Origin of the sequence: Streptomyces bicolor (assembly GCF_000719285.1) — a bacterium.
GTDB lineage: Bacteria > Actinomycetota > Actinomycetes > Streptomycetales > Streptomycetaceae > Streptomyces > Streptomyces bicolor.
The window spans coordinates 21,794-45,044 of record NZ_JOFS01000021.1; the positions used below are offsets into that span (position 1 = coordinate 21,794).

A 23,251-nucleotide genomic window follows, 5' to 3' on the forward strand; every position below is an offset into this window, starting at 1 on the left:
GAACATGCCTGATTCCCCCCGTGGGACAGCAAAGGCCAACCAGACGGAAAAGCCCGTCGAGCCGGAAACTCACTCTGAGTCATTGGTACAGCACACCACTGACAACCAGGTCTGCCGCATCACCCTGAACCGCCCCGAGGCCCTCAACGCCATCACCCCTGACCTGCGAGAACGCATCATCCAACTGCTTGCCGACGCCTCCGCGGACCCCGCCGTACGGGCCGTCGTGCTGACCGGAACGGGCCGTGGTTTCTGCGCGGGCGCGGACCTGCGGGGCGGTTCGGCGGCCGGTGAGCGCGTCCCCGGCGACGTCGCCCGCACGATCCGCCTCGGCGCCCAGCGGCTGATCGCGGCCGTCCTCGACTGCGAGAAGCCGGTGATAGCGGCGGTGAACGGCACCGCGGCAGGGCTCGGCGCGCACCTCGCCTTCGCCTGCGACCTCGTACTCGCCGCCGAATCGGCGAGGTTCATCGAGGTGTTCGTCCGACGCGGCCTGGTCCCCGACGGCGGCGGCGCCTATCTCCTCCCCCGACTCGTCGGCCCCCAGCGGGCGAAGGAGCTGATGTTCTTCGGCGACGCGCTCACCGCCGCGGACGCCGAGCGGCTGAGCCTCGTCAACCGCGTCCTCCCGGACGGGGAGTTGGAAAAGACGGCCCGCGAGTGGGCCGAGCGTCTCGCCACCGGCCCTACCCGCGCCCTCGCCCTCACCAAGCAGCTCGTCAACGCCTCCCTCGACACCGACCGCACCACCGCCTTCGCGGCGGAGGCGGCCGCGCAGGAGATCAACATGACGACGGAGGACGCGCGGGAAGGCGTGGCGAGTTTCGTGGAGCGCAGGGGCGCCGAGTACCAGGGGCGGTGAGCGCGAGGGGCGCCGAGTAGCAGGGGCGGCGCACGCCCGCACACCCCTTCCAATCTGACACACCGTCAGCTTCAATGGATGGCGTGATGGGACACGCAGGGATGGCGGCCGCCGCCGTCCGCTACCTCAGGTCGGTCGAGGCAGCCCCCGAACGGGCGCCCGTGGAAGCGCTGCCGCGCCCTGAGCTGCGGTGCGTCGGCGAGGACGAGCGAGCGCCCGTCGGGCAGGCCGAGTTCCGGCGCGTGCTGGGGAACTTCGCGACGGGCGTGGCCGTTGTCACGGCACCTCCCGAAGGCGACACCGGCTCCCCCGCCGGCTTCGCCTGCCAGTCCTTCTCGTCCCTCTCCCTCGACCCGCCCCTGGTCGCCTTCATGGTCGGCCGTACGTCGACGACGTGGCCGCGCATCGCGCGCGCAGGCGTCTTCTGCGTGAACGTCCTGAGCGCCGGCCAGGGCGAGCTGTGCCGCGCCTTCGCGGTGAGCGGCGCGGACAAGTTCGCGGGGGTGGCGTACGACGCGTCCCCCGTATCCGGCTCCCCCCGCCTCGCGGGCACTCTCGCGTGGATCGACTGCACGATCCACACGGTGCACACGGGAGGAGACCATCTGATCGTGGTGGGCCGGGTGGAGGCCTTGGGCGCGAGCGACGGGGACGAGGCGCCGCTGCTTTTCCACAAGGGGCGGTTCGTCTAGGCCGTCAGGAGCTGCCGCGGACCCGCGGCGCCGGGACCCGCGGCGCCGGGACCGGCGGCGCTCGCCGGCACGACGGGAGGCGGCACGGCGGGAGGCGGAGCTCAGCCAGGCAGTCCCCCGCCCTTACGCCGCCATCCCCACCGGCGCCGTACGCCGCCGAATCACCAGCACCATCAGCGCAGCCGCCGCACACAGCGCCCCCGACGAGTACCAGACCATGTCGTACGTCCCGAAGACGTCCCGCGCGACCCCGCCCAGGAAGGCCACCAGCGCCGCACCGACCTGGTGGGAGGCGAGGACCCAGCCGAAGACGATCGCGCTGTCGTCACCGTACTGCTCCCGGCACAGGGCGACCGTGGGCGGGACGGTGGCGACCCAGTCGAGGCCGTAGAAGACGATGAAGAAGAGCATCGGCGGGCGGACGCTCGGGGCCAGCAGCATCGGCAGGAACAGCAGCGAGATGCCGCGCAACGCGTAGTACACCGCGAGCAGCCGGCGCGCCTCGAAGCGGTCGGTGAGCCAGCCGGAGGCAACCGTGCCGACCACGTCGAACACGCCGATGACCGCGAGCAGCGAGGCGGCGGCCGTGATGGGCATGCCGTGGTCGTGGGCGGCGGGCACGAAGTGGGTTTGGATGAGGCCGTTGGTGGAGGCGCCGCAGATCGCGAAGGAGCCGGCCAGCAGCCAGAAGGGGCCGGTGCGGGCCGCCGAGAGGAGCACCGTGATCGCCCGGCGCGCGGCGCCCGGAACGGGGGGCGGCTTGGGCACGAACTCCTGCGCGCCGTACGGCCTCAGGCCCACGTCGGCCGGGTGGTCGCGCAGCAGCAGCCAGACGAAGGGGACGACCGCGAGAGCGGCCAGGGCCACCGTCACCGCGGCCGGCCGCCAGTCGTAGTTCTCGACCGTCCAGGACAGCACGGGCAGGAAGATCAGCTGGCCGGAGGCCGAGGCGGCGGTGAGGATGCCGGTGACCAGGCCACGCCGCTCGGTGAACCAGCGGTTGGTGACCGTCGCGGCGAAGGCCAGCGCCATCGAACCGGTGCCGAGGCCCACCAGCAGCCCCCAGCACAGCAGCAGTTGCCAGGCCGCCGTCATCCACACCGTCAGGCCCGAACCAATCGCGATCAAGGTGAGCGCGACAGCGACCACGCGCCGGATGCCGAAACGGTCCATCAGCGCGGCGGCGAAGGGGGCGGTGAGCCCGTACAGCGCCAGGTTGATCGAGACAGCGGCACTGATGGTGCCGCGTGACCAGCCGAACTCCTGGTGCAGCGGGTCGATGAGGAGCCCCGGCACGGAGCGGAACGCGGCGGCACCGATGATCGTCACAAAGGCGACGGCGGCGACGAACCACGCCCGGTGCAGTGCGATTCTGCGGCTACGCCGCGGTCGGGGCTTCCTGGTCGGCCGGACGTCCTCTGCGGTGCTCGCTGCCTCGGTTGTCTGGGTCACGACATAGAGCTTCGGGGCTGTGATCGGCCGAAACGAGTGGCCCGAAGGACAGCATTCGTTAGGATCGGGCCATGGACGCGGATACGGACACAGACACGGCCACCAGCGCGGCGCACGCCCAGCAGGAACCCTTCCGCCCGCACCGCGTCGTCGTGCTCGCCCTCGACGGCGCCCTGCCCTTCGAACTCGGCATCCCGCACCGCATCTTCGGCCGCCCCAAGGACGCCCAGGGGCGGCATCTGTACGAGGTCGTCACCTGCTCGGTCCGGCCGCCCGGCCCGGTGGAGACGGACGCCGACTTCGCCATCCAGGTCGGGCACGGCCCGGAAGCGTTGGCCACGGCGGACACCGTCGTCGTGCCGGCGTCGTACGAACTCGGCCCCGTCTTCGAACAGGGTGTCCTCACCGACGACCTGGCCGCCGCCCTCGCCCACATCCGCCCCGGCACCCGGCTCACGTCCATCTGCACGGGTGTGTACGTCCTCGCCGCCGCCGGTTATCTGGACGGCCGTCCCGCCACCACGCACTGGGCCGACGCCGCGCGCTTCCAGGCGCTGTTCCCGAAGATCGAGGTCGACCCGGACGTCCTCTTCATCGACGACGGCGACGTGCTCACCTCGGCCGGCGTCGCGGCCGGGATCGACCTGTGCCTGCACATCGTCCGCCGCGACCACGGCACGGCGATCGCCAACGACGTGGCCCGCCGCACCGTCGTACCGCCCCACCGGGACGGCGGCCAGGCCCAGTACATCCACCGCCCGGTCCCCGACCCGCAGCAGGCGTCCACGACCACGGCCCGCGCCTGGGCCCTGGGCCGGCTCCACGAGCCGATCCAGCTGCGCGACATGGCGGACCAGGAGTCCATGTCCGTACGGACCTTCACCCGCCGCTTCCGCGAGGAGGTCGGCGTCAGCCCCGGCCAGTGGCTCACCCAGCAGCGGGTGGAACGCGCCCGGCACCTGCTGGAGTCCACCGACCTGTCCGTCGACCAGGTCGCCCGGGACGCGGGCTTCGGCACGGCCCAGTCCATGCGACAGCACCTACAGACGGCGCTCGGCGTCACACCCACCAGCTATCGGCGGACCTTCCGCGCCGGGAGCCGCGACGACGCCCCGGACAGGCCCTGGGCCCACGGCGGCCGTTGAGCCGTCCCGGCGGGCTTCTCCCCACCAGCCGAGCGCCGTCAGCACCAGCGTCAGCTGCACTCCGGCCAGGATGGCCGTGGACGGCTCCACCACCTGGAGCAGACCGCCCGCGAGGGAACCCGCCGCCGCGTAGCCCGCGCCCGCGGCGGCGTACAGCACGGAGTACCCGGCGGCCAGGGCGCTCGGCGGTAGCGCCTCGCGCAAGGAGAGGTTGCGGGTGATCAGCGCGCCCGACTGAAGCACGCCCGCCAGGACGAGGGCGATCGCGATCGCGGCGGCGCCCGGTATCAGCGCGGCGAGGGACACGAAGACCGACATCCCGCACATCAGCACCGCACTGCGCGCGCGGAGCCGCCCCGGCCACGACCGGAGGCCGTACAGGAACGCCCCGAGCCCCGCCCCCACGGCCATGCCCGCCAGGATCGGACCCGACCAGCCCACGCCGATGCCGCGCTGTTCGAGGAGGGCGGGCACGGTGAGTTCGCACAGGCCCAGCAGGGTGATGCTGGCCGCGCCCGTGACGTAGACCGGCCACGCGCGTATCAGCACGCGGGACTTCGCCCGGCCTGCCTCGCCCGCACCGTCCTGCTCCCCGTTCGTCCACCCGGCCGGCAGCAGCAGCTGGCCCACGATCGACGACGCCATCAGGGCTCCCGCGAGGAGCAGCGGCACCCGCGGCGCCACCCCGAGGGCGAGGCCGGCCACCGCGACCGGGGAGACCGCCCACACACCGGACATCAGCATCGACTCGGCCGACAGCGCCTGCGGCACGGCACGCTCCGGGACCAGCGAGGTCAGCAGCGCCCGCTGACCACCGGCGGTCGCCGCCGGCGCCGCACCGGCCAGGAACGCGAACGCCCCCAGCACCACGGGGTGCGCCCCGGCCAGCACCCCGAGCCCCGCGAACCCCACCGCCCCGCCCGCGAGCCCGACGACCAGATGCCGCCGACCGCGAGCCGGATCCAGCCGCAGTCCGAGGACCGGGGCGGCGATGATCTCGCCGAGCACGTACACGGCCGCGAGAGTCGCGCCCAGCGTGTACCCGCCGGGCCGCTCCCGCACCAGGAACACCAGGGCCAACGGCGTCATGGCGACCGGCATGCGAGAGGCGACGGCGGTGCAGGCCCAGATCAGGACCTGCTTGGAGGCGACGTCTCGATAGGTCATGCAGATGACGGTAGGCGCCGCCACTGACAACCCGGCAGACACTTTCCGGGCCTGTGGAAAACGGCGTCAGGAGGCCCTCGGCCCCCGCATCCGCGCAAGGCACCCAAGGTGCCCGCGGTGCCCAAGGCGTCCACGGCGTCCACGGTTCCGCTCAGAAGGTGAGCACCCCGCGAGCCACCTTCCCCGCCTCCGCGTCCGCCGCCGCCCGCTCGAACTCCTCGACCGGATACGTCTGCGTCACCAACTCGTCCAGCAGCAGCCGCCCCTCCCGGTACAGCTCGGAGTACAGCGCGATGTCCCGCTGCGGCCTCGACGACCCGTACCGGCACCCGAGGATCGACTTGTCCAGGTACATGGACGACACGACGAAGGAGGCCTCGGCGCCCGCCGGCGGAACCCCCAGCAGGATCGCCTGTCCGTGCCGGTCGAGCAGATCGACGGCCGCCCGGATCAACTCGACGCGCCCCACGCACTCGAAGGCATGGTCCGCCCCCGTCGGCAACAGCTCGCGCACTCCCTCCACCGACGTCAGGAAGTCGGTCGCCCCGAACCGCCGCGCCACCGCTTCCTTCGCCGGATTGGCATCGACGGCGACGATCCGCGACGCACCCGCGATCCGCGCCCCTTGAACGACGTTGAGCCCGATGCCCCCGGCCCCGATGACGAGCACGCTGTCCCCACGGTCCACCTTGGCCCGGTTGAGCACGGCGCCCACCCCGGTGAGCACCCCGCACCCGATGAGCGCGGCCGAGGGCATGGGGATGTCCTTCGGGATCCGAACCGCCTGCACGGCCTTCACCACGGTCCACTCGGCGAACGCGGAGTTGGACGCGAACTGGAAGACGGGCCGCCCTCCCCGGCCGAACGGCTGCCCGGGCCGCCCGATCGCGTGCCGGCACATGGTCGGCCGCCCCCGGTCGCACTCAGCACACGTACCGCAGTTGGCGAGCGTGGACAGGGCCACATGGTCCCCGGGGACGACATGGGTGACCCCCACACCCACCGCCTCCACCACCCCCGCCCCTTCATGCCCCAACACCACAGGAACCGGAAAAGGTATGGTCCCGTCCACCACGGACAGATCGCTGTGACACAACCCGGCCGCCGAGATCGCGACCACGACCTCCCCCGGCCCCGGGTCCCGCACCTCGAGGTCATACGCGACCTCTACCCGCTTCCCGTCGAACACCACGCCGCGCATCACACAACCCCCTTGGGTTCCCTGGGCAACCCGAGCACCCGCTCGGCGATGATCGTGCGCTGAACCTGGTCCGACCCGCCGTAGATGGTGTCGGCCCGGGAGAACAGGAAGAGGTGCTGCGCCTCGTCGAGTTCGTACGGCGCGGAGGGCGACCACTCCACCGGCCCGACCCCCGCCGCGGCACCCCGCACCTGCACCGCCAGCTCCCCGAGCCGCTGATGCCAGCCACCCCACAGCAGCTTCGCCACACTGGGCGCCCCCGCGTCCCCGGCCCGCCCGAGCGTGCGCAACGCGTTCCAGCGCATCACCCGCAGCTCGGCCCACTGCCGCACCAGCCGCTCCCGAACGACGGGATCACCCACGGCACCGGACCTCACGGCCGCCTCCACGACGCTCCCCAACTCCCGTGCGAACCCGATCTGCTGAGCGAGCGTGGAGACCCCCCGCTCGAACCCGAGCAGACTCATCGCGACCTTCCACCCCGCGCCCTCACCCCCGACGACGTGCTCCACGCGCGCGTGCGCCCCGTCGAAGAACACCTCGTTGAAGTCGCTGGTGCCGGTCATCTGCCGGATGGGCCGAACCTCGATGCGCCCCGGCTGATCCATGGGAACGAGCAGGAAGCTCAGGCCCCGGTGGCGGGTCGAGTCCGGATCCGTCCGGACGAGAACGAAGCACCAGTCGGCCTCATGAGCGAGGGAGGTCCAGATCTTCTGCCCGGTGACCCGATACGTCCCGTCCGAGGCCCGCTCGGCCTTCGTACGAACCCCCGCGAGGTCGGACCCCGCCCCGGGCTCGCTGTACCCCTGACACCAGAGCTCCTCACCGAGGGCGATCGGCGGCAGGAAGCGGCGCTTCTGCTCGCCGGTCCCATGGGCGATCAGGGTGGGCCCCAGCAGGTTCTCCCCGATGTGCCCGGACCGCGCCGGCGCCCCGGACCGCGCGTATTCCTCGGCCCAGACGACCTGTTGGGTAAGCCGGGCACTCCGATTGCCGTAGCCACTTTCAGGCCACCCGAGCCCGATCCACCCGGCTTTCCCGAGGGCCCGCTCCCAGGTACGACGCTCCTGCGCGCCCTCGACATGCTCGGAGAGCCACGCCCGAGCCTCCACCCGGAACGCTTCGTCATCGCCGCTGAACCCGAAGTCCACTGACGTCTCCTCTTGTCACCGGTCGGATCGAACCCCCTAGGGGCGCGGGGCTGTGCCAATATGCGGCTCCGCCGCCTGGGCGCGACCAGCCACGAACAACCCGCAGCCGCCCCCGACAAATCCCCCTGAGCTATTGGGTGTTAGGCCGCGCACCCTCCCGCGCCGCCCTCTCCATCGCCTCCACCCGAGCAAGCATCGGCATGGGATCCACCCCCACCGACCCCGGAAGAACCTCCGCAATCCGCTCGGGCGTCCAGGAACCATCGGCATAAGCACAGCGCAGCTCCCGCGGCTGAGCCCACACCGCGATCTTCGCCCCCGCGACCGTGTACACCTGCCCCGTGACCCCCTGCTCCCGAGCCGCATCCGACAGCAGGTACACGACCAGCGCGGCCACAGCCTCCGGCTCGCCGATCTCCGCCAGCTCCATGGGAACGTTGGCGGACATACGCGTACGGGCGACCGGCGCCACCGCGTTCGCGGTCACCCCGTACTTGTGCAGGCCCAGCGCAGCGCTCCGCACCAGCGAGATGACCCCACCCTTCGCCGCGCTGTAGTTCGCCTGCGAGACCGACCCTTGGTGATTGCCACTGGTGAACCCGATCAGGGTCCCTGCCCGCTGCTTGCGCATCACGGCGGACGCGGCCCGGAAGACCGTGAAGGTCCCCTTCAGGTGAGTGGCGACAACGGGATCCCACTCCGCCTCGGTCATGTTGAACAGCATCCGCTCCCGCAGGATCCCGGCGACGCATACGACGCCGTCGAGGCGTCCGTACGACGCCAGCGCCACGTCGACGACCCGCTGCCCACCCGCCATCGTGGAGATGTCGTCCCCTACCGCGACCGCCTCCCCGCCGGCCGCCTCGATCTCCTTGACGACGGCTTCGGCGACCTCGCTGGTGGGCGACGCGCCGTCCACGGAGACGCCGTAGTCGTTGACGACGACCCGGGCCCCCTCGGCGGCAGCAGCCAGCGCCACCGCCCGCCCGATCCCCCGGCCCGCCCCCGTCACGGCGACGACCTTGCCTGCCAAGAAGTTCCCCATGCCCCGGCCCCTTCCCGCAGTTTCTGACGGTCCGTTAGATTCGATTCGATTCTACGACCCGTCAGATACGGGGAGACAAGCCCCCGGGGAGGACTCATGTCACTGCCGGACGCGTTCCACGAGATCGCCAAGCGCGTGAACAACTGGGGCCGTTGGGGTTCCGACGACGAGATCGGCACCCTGAACCTGATCACCGACGACGTCGTCCGCGAGGCGGCCACCTGCGTCCGTACCGGCCGCCGTGTCCCCCTCGCCCTCCCCCTGCAACAGGACGGCGTCCAGACGGGGATGATCCCCGGACGCGTCAACCCCCTGCACGCCATGGTGCAGATCAACCAGGAGATCTTCGGCCCGGGAACCGTCGCCTGCAGCGACGACACCGTGACCATGGGCCTGCAGGCAGCCACCCACTGGGACGCGCTCACCCATGTCTCGCACTCGGGCCGGATCTACAACGGCCGCTCCGCCGACACCATCACCCCGCACGGCGGCGCCGAGTTCAGCGGCATCGACAAGGCGCGGCACATCGTGTCGCGGGGCGTGCTGCTGGACGTGGCACGCGCGCGTGGCGTCACGCGGCTCGACGGCGGGCACGCGGTCACCCCGGAGGATCTGGAGGCGGCGGAGGAACTCGCGGGCACGCGCGTGCGTGCCGGCGACATAGTGCTCGTACGGACCGGTCAGATCCAGGTCTACCTCGCCGGCGACAAGCACGCGTACGGCTACCCCTCGCCCGGCCTGTCGATCCGTACGCCGGAGTGGTTCCACGCGCGCGATGTGGCGGCCGTCGCGAACGACACGCTGACGTTCGAGATCTTTCCGCCCGAGACGGAGGATCTGTGGCTGCCCGTGCACGCGCTGGACCTGGTGGAGATGGGGATGCTCCAAGGGCAGAACTGGAATCTCGAGGAGTTGTCCACAGCCTGTGGAGAAGTCGGCCGCTACACGTTCCTGCTGTCGGCGATGCCCGAGCCCTTCATCGGCGGCACGGGGACTCCCGTCGCTCCCGTGGCCGTGCTCTGACGACGCCGGTTGGCGGCGCGGCGCCCCCACTCTCGGCTACGCTCGAGCGGGAGCTGCCCCCATCCGCCCCAAGCACGGCACCGCGCCACCATCCGACTCGGCGCGCCTTCCCCCACTCTCCGCTCCCCCTGCCCTGAGAGAACCGACGCCGAATCACGACCCACGCTCGACAAGGGCCTCCGTCACCAAAACCCTCGTCGTCCCCTCGCGGCGAATCGCTGACCACAAGCGTGATCAACCGGACACGCCACGTCAACTCCCAGTCGGCGATTTGTTACTTACGCCCCATTCACAGCGGCCGCGCACGGGAGCACACCCGGGCGCACCGACGTCCACCCGAGGGGGAGAGACAGCGCTTTCTGCAACCGTGCACCGAATCCAGCGGAATTATCGGCACATGCGCCTGTCACACCGCTTCGTACGCGAGCCCCTCATACGCCGACGCCCCGCTCCCGTAGGCGGAAGCGGCCCCCTTCGACTCCGCGGCGCGGTCCAGTTCGCACCAGATCCGCTTGCCGGCGCCCTCTGAGCTCCAGCCCCACCGGTCCGCGAGACCGTCGACCAGCGCGAGGCCCCGGCCGCCCGTCGCGTCATCGTCGGCGCACCGGGGCACCGGGGCGCGGCCACTGCGGTCGGCCACCTCGAGCCGTACGGTGGCGCACTCCTGGGCGGCCCCCGGCAGGGACAGTCGCAGCACGGCCGGGCAGCCGGTGTGCACCACGGCGTTGGTGACCAGTTCGGACACGAGCAGGATCAGCGTCTCGGCGAGCGGTTCGTCGATCCCTATCCCCGACCCGGCGAGCCGCGAGCGGGCCCACCGCCGGGCTCGCCCCACCTCAGCGGGGTCGGGCCGGATCTCCAGCTGCACTTGAAGCACCTGCACCGCTCACACCATCCGAACCGGCGGACACATAGCCCCGCGCCTCACGAGGGCCACGATCCTAGCCATTTTTTTCATGGCCAGAACAATGGCCAAAGCCAGGGTCACGGAACGTGAATCCCTTAGCTGACAGCATGGTTGACGTACAGTCACCCCAACAAGCGCTTCGGGCATATTCCAGCGCGAAGGAGTACCCCTGCGGCATACTGTGCGACGCTTGTTGCGAGGAGTCGAACAGGCGGGGGCAGAAAGCCCTCCCGCCCTGCGAGAAGCGGCGCGCACCGCCGGATCCGGGGCCGCCTCAAGGGCAACTCCGGCATGGCTCATGCTCGGAACCACTCGCATCTCACACAAGGTACCGGAGCGGACCGCCGACTCCAGGACGTGACGAGTCACGCGTAGGACACAACCCGATATCAACGCTCCGTAATTCCGGTATGCCACATTCCGCGACATCGGCGCGGGCATCCTGGGCGACACCGCAGACCAAGGCGCGTTAGGTCGGGCGTGCGAGGAGTTCGGCGGCCAGACTCTCCTCACTGTCCGTGACGTCGCCTGCACGGTAGGTCCGCACCCATGCCCGCTTCAGATGCAGGTGCACCTCGAACTCCCAGGTGAATCCCATGCCGCCGTGCACCTGGAGACAGTCGCGGGCGCCGCGCACGGCGGCCTCGTCCGCCAGCAGCCGGGCCGCGTCGATGTCGACCGGTTCGGCGGTGACGGCCGCCGCGTAGACGGCCGCGCGGGCCGTCTCCGTGCGCACCAGCATCTCCGCGCACAGATGCTTCACCGCCTGGAACGCGCCGATCGGCTGCCCGAACTGCTCGCGCGCCCGGGCGTGTTGCACGGCCAGCTCGCACGCGCGCGTGGCGCTGCCGAGCTGCTCGGCGGCGGTGAGGAGTACGGCGACGGGGTCCACGCCGGAAGCCGAGGGAACCCGGTGCAGGGGCGTCAGCGGGTCGACCGACCGCAGCGGTACGGCCGCCTGCGCGTCGCCCCGCACGACGTCCGCCTGCGCGAGCCACTCCACCAGGCCGTTGCCGGCGGCCGCCACGACCACCTCCCCGGTGGCCGCGCCCGGCACGTCCCCCGCGGCCAGATGGGTGGCCACCAGCGGCCCCGGCAGCAGGGCCCGGCCCGCCTCCTCGAACGCCAACACCGCCTCGGGCAGCCCGAGTCCGACCCCGCCCTCGGACTCCGGCAGCCGCAGCGCGAAGAACCCGGCCGCGCCGAGCTCGCGCCACAGCGCGCGGTCCAGACGGCCGGGCGTGTCGAGGGCGGCCCGCAGCGTCTCCGGGCCGAAGCGCCGCGCCAGCAGCTCCCGCACACCGCCTTGCAACGCGCGCTGGTCCTCGGTCAGTTGGAACCGCATCCGTCACCGCCCCTTCGGCAGCCCGAGGATCCGCTCGGCCACGATGTTCCGCTGGATCTGCGAGGTGCCGGCCGCGATGGTGTACGACAGCGAGGACAGGCGGTCGAGGACCCACGGCCGGTCAAGGTCGAGGGATTCCGGCCCCAGGACGTCGGCCGCCGCGTCGTACAGCTCCTGGCGGGCGTGCGAATACCTCAGTTTGAAAACCGAACCCCCGACCCCCGGCACACCGCCCGTGAGCTCCGCCTCGCTCACGTTCCACTGCGTCAGCCGCCACAGCGCCCGGAACTCGGCGTTCAGCCGCCCCAGCCTGCGCCGCAGCACCGGATCGTCCCAGCGCCCGTTCTTGCGTGCCTCGACGGCGAGTTCGCGCAGTACGCGCCGGCAGGCTACGACCTCGCCAACGAAGGCCGTGCCGCGCTCGAAGGACAGGGTCACCATCGTCACGCGCCAGCCGTCGTTCTCGTCGCCGACGCGGTTGGCGACCGGCACCCGCACCTCGTCGAGGAACACCTCGGCGAACTCGGCCGACCCGGCGAGGGTCCGCAGCGGCCGTACGGTGATGCCCGGCGCGTCCATGGGCATGGCCAGCCAGCTGATCCCGCGGTGCTTGGGCGCCTCGGAGTCGGTGCGCACCAACAGCTCGCACCAGTCGGCCACTTCGGCATGGGAGGTCCAGATCTTGGACCCGCTCACCACATAGTCGTCGCCGTCCCTACGCGCGCGCGTGCGCAGCGCCGCGAGGTCGGATCCGGCGTCCGGTTCGCTGAAGCCCTGGCACCAGACCTCGTCCCCGCGCAGGATCGGCGGCAGCCAGCGCGCCCGCTGCTCGGCGGTTCCCTCGGCGGCGATGGTCGGCCCCGCGTGCAGCAGCCCCACGAAGCCGGCGCCCACGTAGGGCGCGCCCGCCTTCTCGGTCTCCTCGAGGAAGATCAGCCGCATGGTCGGGGAGGCGTCCCAGTGGACCTCGGCGTACCCGGCGTCGTACAGCCTGCGCTGCCAGCCGAGGTCGTAGGCGCGGCGCCCGGGCCAGTCGTCGGGGGACGGCTTCGGCGGGAGCGTCGGAAGGACCCTGCCCAGCCACTCCCGCAACCGCGCCCGGAACTCCTCCTCTTCGGGCGTGTACGTGAGGTCCATCCACCACCTGCCTGACGGCCCGTCAGTTTCACCAGCAGGCTAGCCCCGCACCCCTGGACCGACAAGGCGCCGAGCCCTACGCTCTCGGCACGATCTGACACACCGTCAGTAAAAGGGGGTTGTCGTGAACGACACCGCACACGCCCTGGGTTCCTCGCGCACGCTCTGGGAACTGGTCGCACGCCGTGCCGAACTGACCCCCGACCGCCCCGTCCTCCTCCAGGACGACCGCGCACTGTCCTTCGGCGAGCTACGCGCGCGTGCCGAGCGCGTGGCGGCCGGCCTGCACGGCATGGGCGTACGCCCCGGGACGGTCGTCGCCTGGCAGCTGCCCACCCGCATCGAGACCGCCCTGCTCTCCTTCGCGCTGGCCCGCCTGGGCGCCGTGCAGTCGCCGGTCATCCCGTTCTACCGGGACCGCGAAGTCGGCTTCGCACTGCGGGAGTCGAAGGCGGAGTTCTTCGCGGTGCCGGGCGAGTGGCGGGGCTTCGACCACACCGAGATGGCGCGGCGACTGGGCGCGAAGGGCATCTTCGAGGCGTACGGCACCCTGCCCGACGGCGATCCGACCGTACTGCCCCCGCCGCCCACCGAGGGCACCTCGGTGCGCTGGATCTACTGGACCTCGGGGACGACGTCCGACCCCAAGGGCGTACTGCACACCGACCGTTCGCTGATCGCGGGCGGCTCCTGCCTTGCGCACGCGCTGCGCCCGACGGCCGACGACATCGGGTCGATCGCCTTCCCGTACGCCCACATAGGCGGCCCGGACTACATGGTGATGCTGCTGCTGTACGGCTTCCCGGCGGTGCTGTTCGAGCAGTTCGCGCTGCCGGACGCGCTGGAGGCGTACCGCGGGCACGGTGTGACGATCGCCGGCGGGTCGACGGCCTTCTACTCGATGTTCCTGGCGGAGCAGCGCAGGCGGCCGGGCGGGGACAAGGTCGTGCCCTCGTTGCGGCTGCTGGCGGGCGGCGGGGCGCCGAAGCCGCCGGAGCTGTACCACGCCGTGGTGCGCGAGATGGGGGTGCAGCTCACACACGGGTACGGCATGACCGAGGTGCCGATGATCACGATGGGGGCGCCGGACGACACGGCGGACAACCTGGCGACGACGGAGGGGCGACCGCCGAAAGAGATGGAGATACGGATCGTGGAGGGGGAGGTGCGGCTGCGCGGGGAGGCGGTGTGCCGGGGGTATCTGGACCCGGCGCAGACGGCGGCGGCCTTCGACGAGGAGGGCTTCCTGCGCACCGGTGACCTCGGCCATCTCACCGGCAGTGGGCATCTGGTGCTGACCGGGCGCCTCAAGGACGTGATCATCCGCAAGGGCGAGAACGTCTCGGCGAAGGAGATCGAGGACCTGCTGCACGGGCATCCGGCGGTGGGAGACGTCGCCGTCATAGGGCTGCCGGACCCGGAGCGCGGGGAGCGGGTCTGCGCGGTCGTGGAACAGCCGGCCGGCGCGGCGAAACTGACGCTCGCGGAGCTGACCGCCTACTTGCGCGGGGAAGGGCTGTCGACGCACAAGCTGCCGGAGCAGTTGGAGGTGGTCGACGCCCTTCCGCGCAACGAGACCCTGCGGAAGGTGCTCAAGTACAAGCTCAGGGAGCGCTATTCGGGGACCGTGAAGTAGCGGGCGAACGCCGTCACGATCTCGCTCTCCGCCACCTGGCCGTCGCCGTCCGTGTCGAGCGCGGCGGCGGCCGCCCGGGCGACCTCCTCCTGGACCCCGAGGCAGCCGAGCACGCGCGCGGTGTCGGTGACGGTGGCGTATCCGTCACCGTCGGGGTCGGCCACGGCGAGGGCGCCGTGCAGGAAGGGGCGGGCGATCTCCGCGAACCGGTCGGGGTTGTCGCGCAGCCGCTTGACCGCGCCGTTCACGAACTCCTCGCGGGTGATGCGCTGGTCGCCGTCGCGGTCCGCGATCCCGGCCATGCCCTGCCAGAACGCCTCGGCGCCGACGTACAGCGCCTGGCCCTTGTCGGACCGGGCGGCGGTGCCGAACTCCGCGAGCAGCGCCTTGGCCGCCGCGTTGAAGTCCTCCCGGTCGATGTAGCCGTTGCCGTCCTGGTCGAAGGTGGCGAACCGGGCGGCGATCTTGCGCTCGTACTCGCTGCTGACCATGTCTTATCGGGCCGCCTTACGTCACGTGGGGTGCATCTGGCACGGAGCGTACGACGCCGTGGGGCGTCCGGGCGCGGGAAAGCGGCGGTTGTGCCAAGACCGAGGGAATTTTGGGACAACGGTGTGGCACTTCGAGGGGGTGGTGAACGGACCCCTCAAGGTGGCGGGAAGTCCGGCCCCTCAGGCCGACAGTGGTCCGGCGTCCTCCGCGACCGCCGCCGCGACGTCCGGGTAGACCTCGAACAGCCGGCGCACTCCCAGCGCCCCCAGAACCCGGTTGACGTGCGAGCCGTCCGCCGCGCCCTGCGCGGGGAGTATCAGCCGCAGGCTGCCCTGGCAGGAGCGGATCAGGCGGCGGGCGGCGATGAGCACGCCGACCCCGCTGGAGTCGCAGAACATGACGTCGGAGAGGTCCAGGACGAGGCTGTGGCGCCCTTCGGCGACCGCCTCGTGGACATGCTGGCGGAGCACCGGCGAGGTCACCAGGTCCAGCTCCCCCGAAACCTGGAGCACGGCCCAGTCGCCCCGCTCGTCGCCGATCACTTTCACCGTCACCACCACGCCCCTCGCCCGCCGACACTCGCCGAAACGGAAGCGACTCCTACGCTTCCTTGCAGCGCGGCTGCCCAGCGGCTGTTCCCTGAAACACCCCCCAGGAAACGGTCACCGATCAGAAGAGGCTTGTTTCAATCGCATTCGATCCTGTTCGATCGGTTCCGATCGCACTACGGTCGGGTAACCGAGCGGGTGCGGGATCGGACAGGCCCTCTATCACGAGTGCGAGGTGCGTCACCAGCCATGGCTCTACAAGGGGCGCACATTGCGACAAAGGGGCGTGCGCTGTCATCCGTGCCGACTACATTCGGGGAGACGGCGGACGCACGCTGGACAGGGACGGACCGGTGAGGGGGCTGTATGGCGAAGAGGGACGCACCGCCCCGCTGGGACCGCAAGATGCAGCAGCGCCTCGCCCGCGGTGAGGCGGCCGCCCTCGGCGAGCTCTACGACCGGTTCGCCTCGCTGGTGCACGGCCTCGCCCACACCGTGCTGGGCGACGAGCGCGCCGCCGACCACCTCACCCGCGACGTCTTCGCCCATGTCTGGGAGCACCCGGACACCTACGACCCCAAGCAGGGCCCGCTGCGCTCCTGGGTCGCCGCGCTGACCCACCGCCTCGCCGTGCAGCGGCTGCGCGCCACCGAGACCGCCGCCCTCCGCCAGGCCGGCCACGGCTCGACCGAGGAACTGGAGCGCAAGGTGCGGCACGCCTCGGTCGCCGCCCGCGCCGACTACATCGTCCAGTCGATGCCCGTACCGCTGCGCGCCGCCCTGGAACTGGCCTATTTCCAGCGCCGCGACTACCGCCAGACCGCCGTCGACCTCGGCGTCACCGAGGACGAGGCCCGCCGCCGCCTCCGCCTGGGCCTGCAACTGCTCTCCACGGCCCACGACGCCGGAGCCGCGCCAGGGGCGCCGCCGGGATACGGGGGTGCGGTGTGAACGAGGCGGGACGGTTCGAGGTGTACGACGAGAACGAGGGGCCGGGGGACCACGGAAGCGAGGAGCCGAACGAGAAGGAAGACGGTGAGAGTGGCTCGGGAGACACCTCCCGTGGAGCCGACGGCATGAGCAGCGGCAACGGCGACGACCGGCTCCCCACCCCCGAACCGAGGCCGGACCAGCCGCCCCGCATACCGCTCCCCCGCGCCTCCGTCGAGGACACCGGACAGCCCCTGCCCGACCTTCGGGTGCCCGACCTCACCGAACCGGCCCCACGTCCGGCTCCGCTCCTGCTGGAGCACCGGGTCCTGAAGTCGCTCCTCGGGGCGTGGGCGCTGGCCGCCTGCTCACCGGAGGAGACGGCGGCCCTGGAGGACCACCTCGGCGACTGCGGCGCCTGCGCGGACGAGGCGCTGCGCCTGCGCGAGGCCGTCGGTCTGCTGCACCCCGCCGAGACCCTCGACCTGGACCCGTCCCTGCGCACCCGCGTCCTCGCGGGCTGCCTGGAGAGGCGCCCACCGCGCATCCCGGTGCCGGAGTGGGCGTCTCCGTACGACGCCGAGACAGCCCGCCTGGACGCCCTGCTGCAGGACTTCGGCGACGCCGAGTGGCACGCGCCCGTGCGGCTGCGGTGGTTCGAGAAGGACGAGCCGGCGAGCCGCCGTACGACGGTCGCCGGGGTCATCGCGCATCTGCTGACGGTCGACGGGCTGGTGGCGATCGCGCTGGGCCTGGAGGACCCGATGGGCGACGTGACCGCGGACCGCCCGACCCCGTCCGCGCGCACGGAGGCGTACTGGCGGGCCTCGCACTACCCGCCGACACGCGCCGTGCGGGCACCGTGGCGCGCGCAGACCCACGACCTGGTCCGCACGGTGTCCTTCACGGGCGGCGGCACCGGCAAACTGTCCGTCCCGTACGGCGACTTCGAACTGCCGCTGCACGACGCGATGCTGGACCGCGCCTTCGAGTGCTGGGTGCACGCCGAGGACATCGCCGAGGCGGTGGACTACCCGTACGAGCCGCCGTCCGGCCGCGACCTGCACAGCATGGTCGGCCTGGCGGCCCGCATGCTCCCCACGGTGCTTTCGGCGCGCCGCCGAGCGGGGCTGGCGGCGCCGGCCTCCGGCCCACACCGCCATCTGGTCTCGGCCGGCGAGCCCGGCCGCTCGCTCCGGCTGGAGATCGAGGGCTCGGGTGGCGGGGAGTGGCTGATCCCGCTGGACTCTCCGGCAGCGGTGGGCTCCGCGGAGCACGAGGTGGCCCATATCGCCCTGGATGGCGGGGAGTTCTGCCGGCTGGCCGCGGGGCATGTGTCTCCGACGGAGGCGGCGGGGCAGGTCGGTGACCGGGAGGCGATCAGGGATGTGCTGTTCGCTGCGGCGAGCTTGAGCCGGATGTAGGGGGCGGTTACGGCTTCGCGGGCGGCTGCGGGTGGGTTTGTGGTTGCTCGCGCAGTTCCCCGCGCCCCTTGAGTACGTGCAGTGGACGCTCCTAAGGGGGGGGCGGGGAACTGCGCGACCAGCCCACGACTACCCGCAGCCGCCCGCCAAACAGAACTACCCGAGCTCCTAGGCGAATACGACCGTCCGCCGGCCGTTCAGCAAAATCCTCCGCTCGGCATGCCACTTGACCGCCCGAGCCAACGCCTGACACTCCACGTCCCGCCCGATCGCCACCAGCTGATCCGGCGTGACGTCGTGCCCCACCCGCTCGACCTCCTGCTCGATGATCGGCCCCTCATCGAGGTCGGCGGTCACATAGTGTGCCGTGGCGCCGATCAGCTTGACACCCCTGGCGTGAGCCTGGTGATACGGCTTCGCACCCTTGAAGCTCGGCAGGAAGGAATGGTGGATGTTGATGATCCGCCCGCTCAACTGCTTGCACAGGTCGTCCGAGAGGACCTGCATGTAGCGGGCCAGCACGACCAGCTCCACACCCTCCTCGCGCACGATCTCCAGCAGCTGCGCCTCGGCCTCGGACTTGTTGTCCTTCGTCACCGGGATGTGGTGGAAGGGGATGTCGTACGACCCCACGAGCTCGGCGAAGTCGGTGTGGTTGGACACCACGGCGGCGATCTCCACCGGCAGCGCCCCGATCCGGGCGCGGAACAACAGGTCGTTCAGGCAGTGCCCGAACTTGCTGACCATCAGCAGGACCCGCATCTTCTCCTCGGCCCGGTGGATCTGCCAGTCCATCTGGAAGGAGTCACCGATCGCCGCGAAGCTCGCCCGCAGCTTGTCCACCGTCACCGGCGCCTCCGCCGAGAAGTGGACGCGCATGAAGAACAGTCCCGTGTCGTGGTCGCCGAACTGCTGGCTGTCCTCGATGTTGCAGCCGGTCATGAAGAGGTAGCTCGACACGGCGTGCACGATGCCCTGCTTGTCGGGGCAGGACAGGATGAGGACGTACTGGTCGGCGGGGACCGCGGCTCGGGTGGACTGCTCGTTCATGCAGCACAGGGTCCCATATCCGACGCGCCCGGCGGACAGCCGTCCCGTTACGCGGACCGCGTCATGATCCGCAGCACCTCGAGCGTGCGCGGCGGGGTCTCCGGGTCCTCGCCGTCGGCCATGGCCATCCGGACGTGAGCGTCCCGCGCCGCGCGCACCGCTTCCGGCCACCCCTGGTGCTCCATGTACGCGGAGACCGGCGCGTCCGGGCCGACCTGGTGCATGATGCGCAGCACCCGCAGCACGGCGGTGTCGACCAGCGCCGCCTCCTGCGAGTCCCGGAATATGGTGCCGACGTATTTCTCCGCCGACCAGTTGTCGAGCCAGGTGTCCTCGACCAGGCGGTAGACGGCGTCGGTGACGTCGCCGTATCCGTCGACGCCGGCCAGCCAGACGTCCCGCTGGAACACCGGATCGGAGAGCATGTGCAGCGCGGAGCGCACATTGCTGCGCCAGCGCCACCACGGCATGTCGTTGTGTGGCATGCCGCCCATGGTGGATGAGCGACGGCCGCGACGGGAAGAGCTCTCCGAACCTTGCACGGTCATCGATCGTACGTTTCCTCTTCACAGGCACACCACTGGCCCCCGTAATTCACCTTCCAGTCACCTCTTGATAACCAAGGGTCACGCGGAGGTTTGTTGTGTGGCGGAATCGTGCGTGTCCATGACCGGCAGGCCACGCATGCGCAGCACCTACCTCCCCGCGACCCGCAAGCAGCCCGTGAGAGCCGCGGCGCGCTCCGCGGCCACCCTGGTGGCGTGTGCGTCCCTCGCCGTCGGATGCGGGGTCATCCCCGGTACCACGGGGGGTTCCGGGGATGACTCGATCACCGTCATGACCTGGGCCCCGCAGAACACCAAGGCCACCAACAAGCCCGGCATGCCCGCCTTCGCGCAGGCATACGCCCGCTGGGTCAACGCCCACGGTGGCCTCAAGGGCCGCAAGCTGAAGGTCCTCACCTGCAACGACCACAACGACAGCGTGGCCGCGGCGAAGTGCGCCGACCGCGCGGTCGAGGAGAACGCCGTCGCGGTCATCGGCTCCTACAGCCAGTTCGGCGACACCTTCCTGCCCTCGCTGGAGGGCGCCGGCATCCCGTACATAGGCGGCTACGGCGTCACCAACGCCGAGTTCACCAGCCCCCTCTCCTACCCCGTCAACGGCGGCCAGCCCGCCCTCCTGGCGGGCCTCGGCAAGGAGCTGGCCGGCCGCTGCGGCCCCGTCGCGCTGGTGCGCCCCGACACCATCGCGGGCGACGAGCTGCCGCCTCTGCTCGACTCCGGCCTCAAGGCGGGCGGGCACCCCGCCTCGGGCGACCAACTGGCCGACGAGGACGCCACCGAGTACGCGAGCCAGTCGGTGCGCGCCCTGGACTACGCCGCCGGCGACCTGTCGGACACGGGCTGCGTGGTGCCCGCCCTCGGCGACCGCACCAGCACCTTCATGGACTCCTTCCGGCGATCGCGCGAGGACTTCTCCGCCGTGCGCACCGCCACCGTCCTCGGCAGCGTCGACCAGACCGTGATCAACACGACCGGCGGGGCGACCGTGTACGACGGGTCGTACATCACCGGCTGGTACCCCGTGGCGAGCGATCCGCGCTGGGACGCCATGAAGAAGGTGATCAGCGAGCAGGCCTTCGGCGACAACCGCATCGACCCCGCGGACCCCGGCGTGCAGACCACGTGGATCGCCTACACGGTGTTCAAGAAGGTCGTCGAGTCGCTGGGCGACGGCGAGGTGAACGCCGACTCGGTGCGGGACGCCCTGAACAACGGCATGAAGATCTCCACGGGCGGACTCACCCCGGCCCTCCAGTGGAAGTTCCAGGACGTCCTGGCCTCGGTCGGCTTCCCCCGTCTGGTCAACCGCAAGGTGACCCTGCAGGTGGTGCGGGACGGCCGGCTGGTGGCGGCCCGCAAGGGCTTCATCGACGTGACGAGGACCCTGCAGAACGCCGACCTGAACTGACCGTCCGCGCCACCTACAGCTGGGTCGGCTGGCGCTGCGTCAGGCCGTACTTCTCGGCGATCGCGTTCCACAGCCGCGCGGCCGTCTTCTTCTGCTCGCTGGCGGTGCCGCTGGCCCGGTTGCCGGCCTGGGTCTGGCCGGTGGAACGAGCCTGGCCCTTCTTGCAGAGCTGCCCCTTCTTGGCCGCCACCTGGTCCGCCCACGCCGCGTAGTGGTTGTCGGCGGACGCCGACGCCTGCCACGCCTTGGTCAGCGCGGTGGTCAGCGCCGCGTGGTTCGGGAGCTTGTCGACGGTGAGCTTGGACAGGTCGGTGACCAGCTGGTTGCGCTGCCCGGCCGCGTCACGCAGGTCCTTGGCGGCCTGCGCGAGGTTGCCGCAGGACTTCACGTCGGCCACCGCGTTGATCACGGCGGTACGGCTGTCACCGCTGTCGGCCAGCAGCTTGTCCAGGGCGATCGCCTGCTCCTCGGCCGGGTCGGCGGGCGGCGAGGAGGAATCCTCGGTCGCCGGGGCCGTGGCGGCGGCGGGTCGGTTCTCCTCGGTCTTCTTGTCGTCCCCGCCGCCCGCGAGCAGCGCGCCCGCGCCGATGCCGAGGACGGCGATGCCGACGCCGACGGCGGCGATGAGCGGCACCCGCGAGCCGGTACGACCGCCGCGGCCGCCCCGCCCACCGTCGTCACCGCCCGGGCCGTAGGGGGCGTGCGGGTTGTTCGGGCCGGGCGGGAAGTACGCCCCCTCGTGCCGGCCCTGCGGCTGCGCTTGCGGCTGCTGGAAGCGCGGCAGCTGCTGGGTGGACGCGGCCGGGGGCTCGCCGGCTGGCCCGCTGCGGAACAGGTTGTCGAAGTCGGACAGCGGCTGCCGCTGCGGCCCGCCGTGCGGCGCCCCCGCCTGACCGGGCACCGGCGGGATGTACTGCGTGGCATCGGCGTCGGATCCGGACGCGGGCGGCAACGGTCCGCCGCCGCTCTGCCGTGCCCGCCCCAGAATCTGGGTGCTCTCGTTGGACACCTCGGGCGGCAACGCGCCCGGCCCCACCGGCGGGATGTACTGGGTCGCACCCTCGTCCGCGCCGGACGCGGGGGGCGTGCCGGTCGCGCCGACGGGCGGTATGAAGCGGGTGGCCTGGTCGTCGGCGCCCGCGGGGGCGGCACTGACCGGCGGTAGGTACTGAGTGGCGCCTTCGTCGGCCGGAGGCAGCGGAGCCCCGAACCCACCGGTACCGGCCCCGGCGTGCGGAAGCGGCGCGTTGGGGACGCCGTGCCCGGCGGGCGGCAGCGGCGCACCCGGGCCACTCTGCGGAGCGGGCGGCAGCGCACCGGCGGAACCAGCCGCGCCGTACGCCTCCCCACCGGCGGGCGGCAGCGGCACGCTCCCGCCCGGAGTCCCGTACGCCTGGCCACCCGCGGACGGCAGCGGCGCCGAGGACGGGCCGCCGCTCTGCCCGTACGGCGGCTGCGGCGCCGGCATCGGTGCACCGGCCGGGCCGCCATGCCCGTACGACGGCGTGCTCGGCGGCGCACCCTGCGCGCCGCCGCCGTACGCCCCGCCCTCCGGAGCCGCGCCCCACGGGGCCGGGGACGGCGACTGGTACGGCTGCTCCTGCCCGCTCCAGGACTGGCCGGGCTGTGCTCCCCAGGCCTGTCCCGGCGCGGCCGGGGGCGGGGGCGGAGTCTGGGCCTGGTCGGGTCCCCACGGGGTGCCCCAGGCCTGGCCGCCGGGCGGCGCCGAGGGCGGGGGTGTCGTCGGCGGCGTCGCCGGTACCGGGGTCGGCCGGCCCGTCATACCCGGCAGCAGCGGCTCACCACCGTCGGAGGGCAGCACGATGCCTTCGCGCGCTTGCCGCGCCGAGGGCTCCTCGCCCTGTCCACTCTGCGTCACCGGGACTCCTACGAATGGGGGACCTTCGGAATCGTCGGCTCACGCTACCGGGTCCTCCGTTCCAGGTGCTACGCGGCCGAGGACGTGACCTGCGTCCCTGTGACCGCGGTAACAGCAACGGCCCCCAATCCGCTGTTAATGCCCTCCCTTCACACCGGCACCTTCATTTCCCTGCCGTTCACGTCCTCGTA

The 23,251-nt window shown here is 71.7% G+C and carries 21 protein-coding genes; 8 read left to right on the forward strand and 13 right to left on the reverse strand.

From position 1 onward, the window contains the following. The first annotated feature begins 4 nt into the window (after positions 1-4). Positions 5-862, forward strand: a complete 858-nt coding sequence (locus IF78_RS0126790) for an enoyl-CoA hydratase/isomerase family protein (protein WP_051828211.1) — start codon at positions 5-7, stop codon at positions 860-862. 86 nt (positions 863-948) lie between these two features. After that, complete coding sequence (locus tag IF78_RS0126795) at positions 949-1,554, forward strand: flavin reductase family protein (RefSeq protein ID WP_078662596.1); 606 nt, start codon at positions 949-951, stop codon at positions 1,552-1,554. 123 nt (positions 1,555-1,677) lie between these two features. Here IF78_RS0126795 and IF78_RS0126800 read toward each other — a convergent pair whose 3' ends face one another. Beyond that, the gene (locus IF78_RS0126800) at positions 1,678-3,006 is read right to left on the reverse strand and encodes an MFS transporter (protein WP_031478772.1); all 1,329 of its coding nucleotides are present in this window, start codon (positions 3,004-3,006) and stop codon (positions 1,678-1,680) included. A gap of 71 nt (positions 3,007-3,077) precedes the next feature. Between IF78_RS0126800 and IF78_RS0126805 the strand changes: the two genes are divergently transcribed. After that, entirely contained in the window at positions 3,078-4,151 is a 1,074-nt protein-coding gene (locus IF78_RS0126805; protein ID WP_051828204.1) for a GlxA family transcriptional regulator, read from the forward strand. On the opposite strand, the gene IF78_RS46475 is transcribed toward IF78_RS0126805, so the two are convergent. The 4 genes from IF78_RS46475 to IF78_RS0126825 form a co-directional block, all read right to left on the reverse strand. Next, entirely contained in the window at positions 4,047-5,318 is a 1,272-nt protein-coding gene (locus IF78_RS46475; RefSeq protein WP_078662602.1) for an MFS transporter, read from the reverse strand. The two genes, IF78_RS0126805 and IF78_RS46475, sit on opposite strands and share 105 nt — an antisense overlap. A gap of 151 nt (positions 5,319-5,469) precedes the next feature. Continuing rightward, positions 5,470-6,519: an alcohol dehydrogenase catalytic domain-containing protein gene (locus tag IF78_RS0126815; protein ID WP_031478774.1), complete on the reverse strand. Its 1,050-nt coding sequence runs from the start codon at positions 6,517-6,519 to the stop codon at positions 5,470-5,472. After that, positions 6,519-7,670, reverse strand: a complete 1,152-nt coding sequence (locus tag IF78_RS0126820; RefSeq protein WP_031478775.1) for an acyl-CoA dehydrogenase family protein — start codon at positions 7,668-7,670, stop codon at positions 6,519-6,521. Before IF78_RS0126820 ends, IF78_RS0126815 begins: the two co-directional genes overlap by 1 nt. Before the next feature lie 130 nt (positions 7,671-7,800). Beyond that, positions 7,801-8,715: an SDR family NAD(P)-dependent oxidoreductase gene (locus tag IF78_RS0126825; RefSeq protein ID WP_031478776.1), complete on the reverse strand. Its 915-nt coding sequence runs from the start codon at positions 8,713-8,715 to the stop codon at positions 7,801-7,803. Positions 8,716-8,811: 96 nt separating this feature from the next. Between IF78_RS0126825 and IF78_RS0126830 the strand changes: the two genes are divergently transcribed. Next, positions 8,812-9,738 carry a cyclase family protein gene (locus tag IF78_RS0126830; RefSeq protein WP_031478777.1) on the forward strand — a complete coding sequence of 309 codons (927 nt, stop codon included), beginning with the start codon at positions 8,812-8,814 and terminating at the stop codon, positions 9,736-9,738. Between the two features lie 406 nt (positions 9,739-10,144). Here IF78_RS0126830 and IF78_RS0126835 read toward each other — a convergent pair whose 3' ends face one another. From IF78_RS0126835 to IF78_RS0126845, 3 genes are all read right to left on the reverse strand, one after another. Then, entirely contained in the window at positions 10,145-10,606 is a 462-nt protein-coding gene (locus tag IF78_RS0126835) for an ATP-binding protein (RefSeq protein WP_031478778.1), read from the reverse strand. Between the two features lie 508 nt (positions 10,607-11,114). Continuing rightward, positions 11,115-11,990, reverse strand: coding sequence for an acyl-CoA dehydrogenase family protein (locus IF78_RS0126840; RefSeq protein WP_031478779.1), 876 nt, complete (start codon positions 11,988-11,990; stop codon positions 11,115-11,117). Positions 11,991-11,993: 3 nt separating this feature from the next. After that, on the reverse strand, positions 11,994-13,127 hold the full coding sequence (locus tag IF78_RS0126845) for an acyl-CoA dehydrogenase family protein (protein ID WP_031478780.1): 1,134 nt from the start codon (positions 13,125-13,127) through the stop codon (positions 11,994-11,996). A 124-nt stretch (positions 13,128-13,251) separates the two neighbouring features. Between IF78_RS0126845 and IF78_RS0126850 the strand changes: the two genes are divergently transcribed. Next, positions 13,252-14,763: a class I adenylate-forming enzyme family protein gene (locus IF78_RS0126850; RefSeq protein WP_031478781.1), complete on the forward strand. Its 1,512-nt coding sequence runs from the start codon at positions 13,252-13,254 to the stop codon at positions 14,761-14,763. On the opposite strand, the gene IF78_RS0126855 is transcribed toward IF78_RS0126850, so the two are convergent. After that, on the reverse strand, positions 14,742-15,254 hold the full coding sequence (locus tag IF78_RS0126855; protein WP_031478782.1) for an EF-hand domain-containing protein: 513 nt from the start codon (positions 15,252-15,254) through the stop codon (positions 14,742-14,744). The two genes, IF78_RS0126850 and IF78_RS0126855, sit on opposite strands and share 22 nt — an antisense overlap. 180 nt (positions 15,255-15,434) lie before the next feature. Further along, positions 15,435-15,815, reverse strand: a complete 381-nt coding sequence (locus IF78_RS0126860; protein ID WP_031478783.1) for an STAS domain-containing protein — start codon at positions 15,813-15,815, stop codon at positions 15,435-15,437. 354 nt (positions 15,816-16,169) lie between these two features. On the opposite strand from IF78_RS0126860, the gene IF78_RS0126865 reads away from it, so the two are divergent. Together IF78_RS0126865 and IF78_RS0126870 are read left to right on the forward strand one after the other, a co-directional pair. After that, positions 16,170-16,754, forward strand: a complete 585-nt coding sequence (locus IF78_RS0126865; RefSeq protein WP_031478784.1) for a sigma-70 family RNA polymerase sigma factor — start codon at positions 16,170-16,172, stop codon at positions 16,752-16,754. Beyond that, complete coding sequence (locus IF78_RS0126870) at positions 16,751-18,157, forward strand: maleylpyruvate isomerase N-terminal domain-containing protein (protein WP_031478785.1); 1,407 nt, start codon at positions 16,751-16,753, stop codon at positions 18,155-18,157. The genes IF78_RS0126865 and IF78_RS0126870 overlap by 4 nt, the downstream gene beginning before the upstream one ends. Before the next feature lie 168 nt (positions 18,158-18,325). Here IF78_RS0126870 and purU read toward each other — a convergent pair whose 3' ends face one another. Continuing rightward, positions 18,326-19,207: a formyltetrahydrofolate deformylase gene (purU, locus tag IF78_RS0126875; RefSeq protein WP_031478786.1), complete on the reverse strand. Its 882-nt coding sequence runs from the start codon at positions 19,205-19,207 to the stop codon at positions 18,326-18,328. A 47-nt stretch (positions 19,208-19,254) separates the two neighbouring features. Continuing rightward, positions 19,255-19,755, reverse strand: coding sequence for an SCO4402 family protein (locus IF78_RS0126880; protein WP_031478787.1), 501 nt, complete (start codon positions 19,753-19,755; stop codon positions 19,255-19,257). 118 nt (positions 19,756-19,873) lie between these two features. Here IF78_RS0126880 and IF78_RS0126885 point away from each other — a divergent pair, with 118 nt between their 5' ends. Next, the gene (locus IF78_RS0126885) at positions 19,874-21,181 is read left to right on the forward strand and encodes an ABC transporter substrate-binding protein (RefSeq protein WP_031478788.1); all 1,308 of its coding nucleotides are present in this window, start codon (positions 19,874-19,876) and stop codon (positions 21,179-21,181) included. A gap of 13 nt (positions 21,182-21,194) precedes the next feature. On the opposite strand, the gene IF78_RS0126890 is transcribed toward IF78_RS0126885, so the two are convergent. Further along, positions 21,195-23,060 carry a hypothetical protein gene (locus IF78_RS0126890; RefSeq protein WP_031478789.1) on the reverse strand — a complete coding sequence of 622 codons (1,866 nt, stop codon included), beginning with the start codon at positions 23,058-23,060 and terminating at the stop codon, positions 21,195-21,197. Between the last annotated feature and the right edge of the window lie 191 nt (positions 23,061-23,251).

What these genes read in the sequence shown, in the direction of transcription:
- IF78_RS0126790 (WP_051828211.1), top strand. Translation starts at nt 5, where the DNA reads ATGCCTGATTCCCCCCGTGGGACAGCAAAGGCCAACCAGACGGAAAAG.
- IF78_RS0126795 (WP_078662596.1), top strand. Translation starts at nt 949, where the DNA reads ATGGGACACGCAGGGATGGCGGCCGCCGCCGTCCGCTACCTCAGGTCG.
- IF78_RS0126805 (WP_051828204.1), top strand. Translation starts at nt 3,078, where the DNA reads ATGGACGCGGATACGGACACAGACACGGCCACCAGCGCGGCGCACGCC.
- IF78_RS46475 (WP_078662602.1), bottom strand. Translation starts at nt 5,318, where the DNA reads ATGACCTATCGAGACGTCGCCTCCAAGCAGGTCCTGATCTGGGCCTGC.
- IF78_RS0126815 (WP_031478774.1), bottom strand. Translation starts at nt 6,519, where the DNA reads ATGCGCGGCGTGGTGTTCGACGGGAAGCGGGTAGAGGTCGCGTATGAC.
- IF78_RS0126825 (WP_031478776.1), bottom strand. Translation starts at nt 8,715, where the DNA reads ATGGGGAACTTCTTGGCAGGCAAGGTCGTCGCCGTGACGGGGGCGGGC.
- IF78_RS0126830 (WP_031478777.1), top strand. Translation starts at nt 8,812, where the DNA reads ATGTCACTGCCGGACGCGTTCCACGAGATCGCCAAGCGCGTGAACAAC.
- IF78_RS0126840 (WP_031478779.1), bottom strand. Translation starts at nt 11,990, where the DNA reads ATGCGGTTCCAACTGACCGAGGACCAGCGCGCGTTGCAAGGCGGTGTG.
- IF78_RS0126845 (WP_031478780.1), bottom strand. Translation starts at nt 13,127, where the DNA reads ATGGACCTCACGTACACGCCCGAAGAGGAGGAGTTCCGGGCGCGGTTG.
- IF78_RS0126855 (WP_031478782.1), bottom strand. Translation starts at nt 15,254, where the DNA reads ATGGTCAGCAGCGAGTACGAGCGCAAGATCGCCGCCCGGTTCGCCACC.
- IF78_RS0126865 (WP_031478784.1), top strand. Translation starts at nt 16,170, where the DNA reads ATGGCGAAGAGGGACGCACCGCCCCGCTGGGACCGCAAGATGCAGCAG.
- purU (WP_031478786.1), bottom strand. Translation starts at nt 19,207, where the DNA reads ATGAACGAGCAGTCCACCCGAGCCGCGGTCCCCGCCGACCAGTACGTC.
- IF78_RS0126880 (WP_031478787.1), bottom strand. Translation starts at nt 19,755, where the DNA reads ATGACCGTGCAAGGTTCGGAGAGCTCTTCCCGTCGCGGCCGTCGCTCA.
- IF78_RS0126885 (WP_031478788.1), top strand. Translation starts at nt 19,874, where the DNA reads ATGACCGGCAGGCCACGCATGCGCAGCACCTACCTCCCCGCGACCCGC.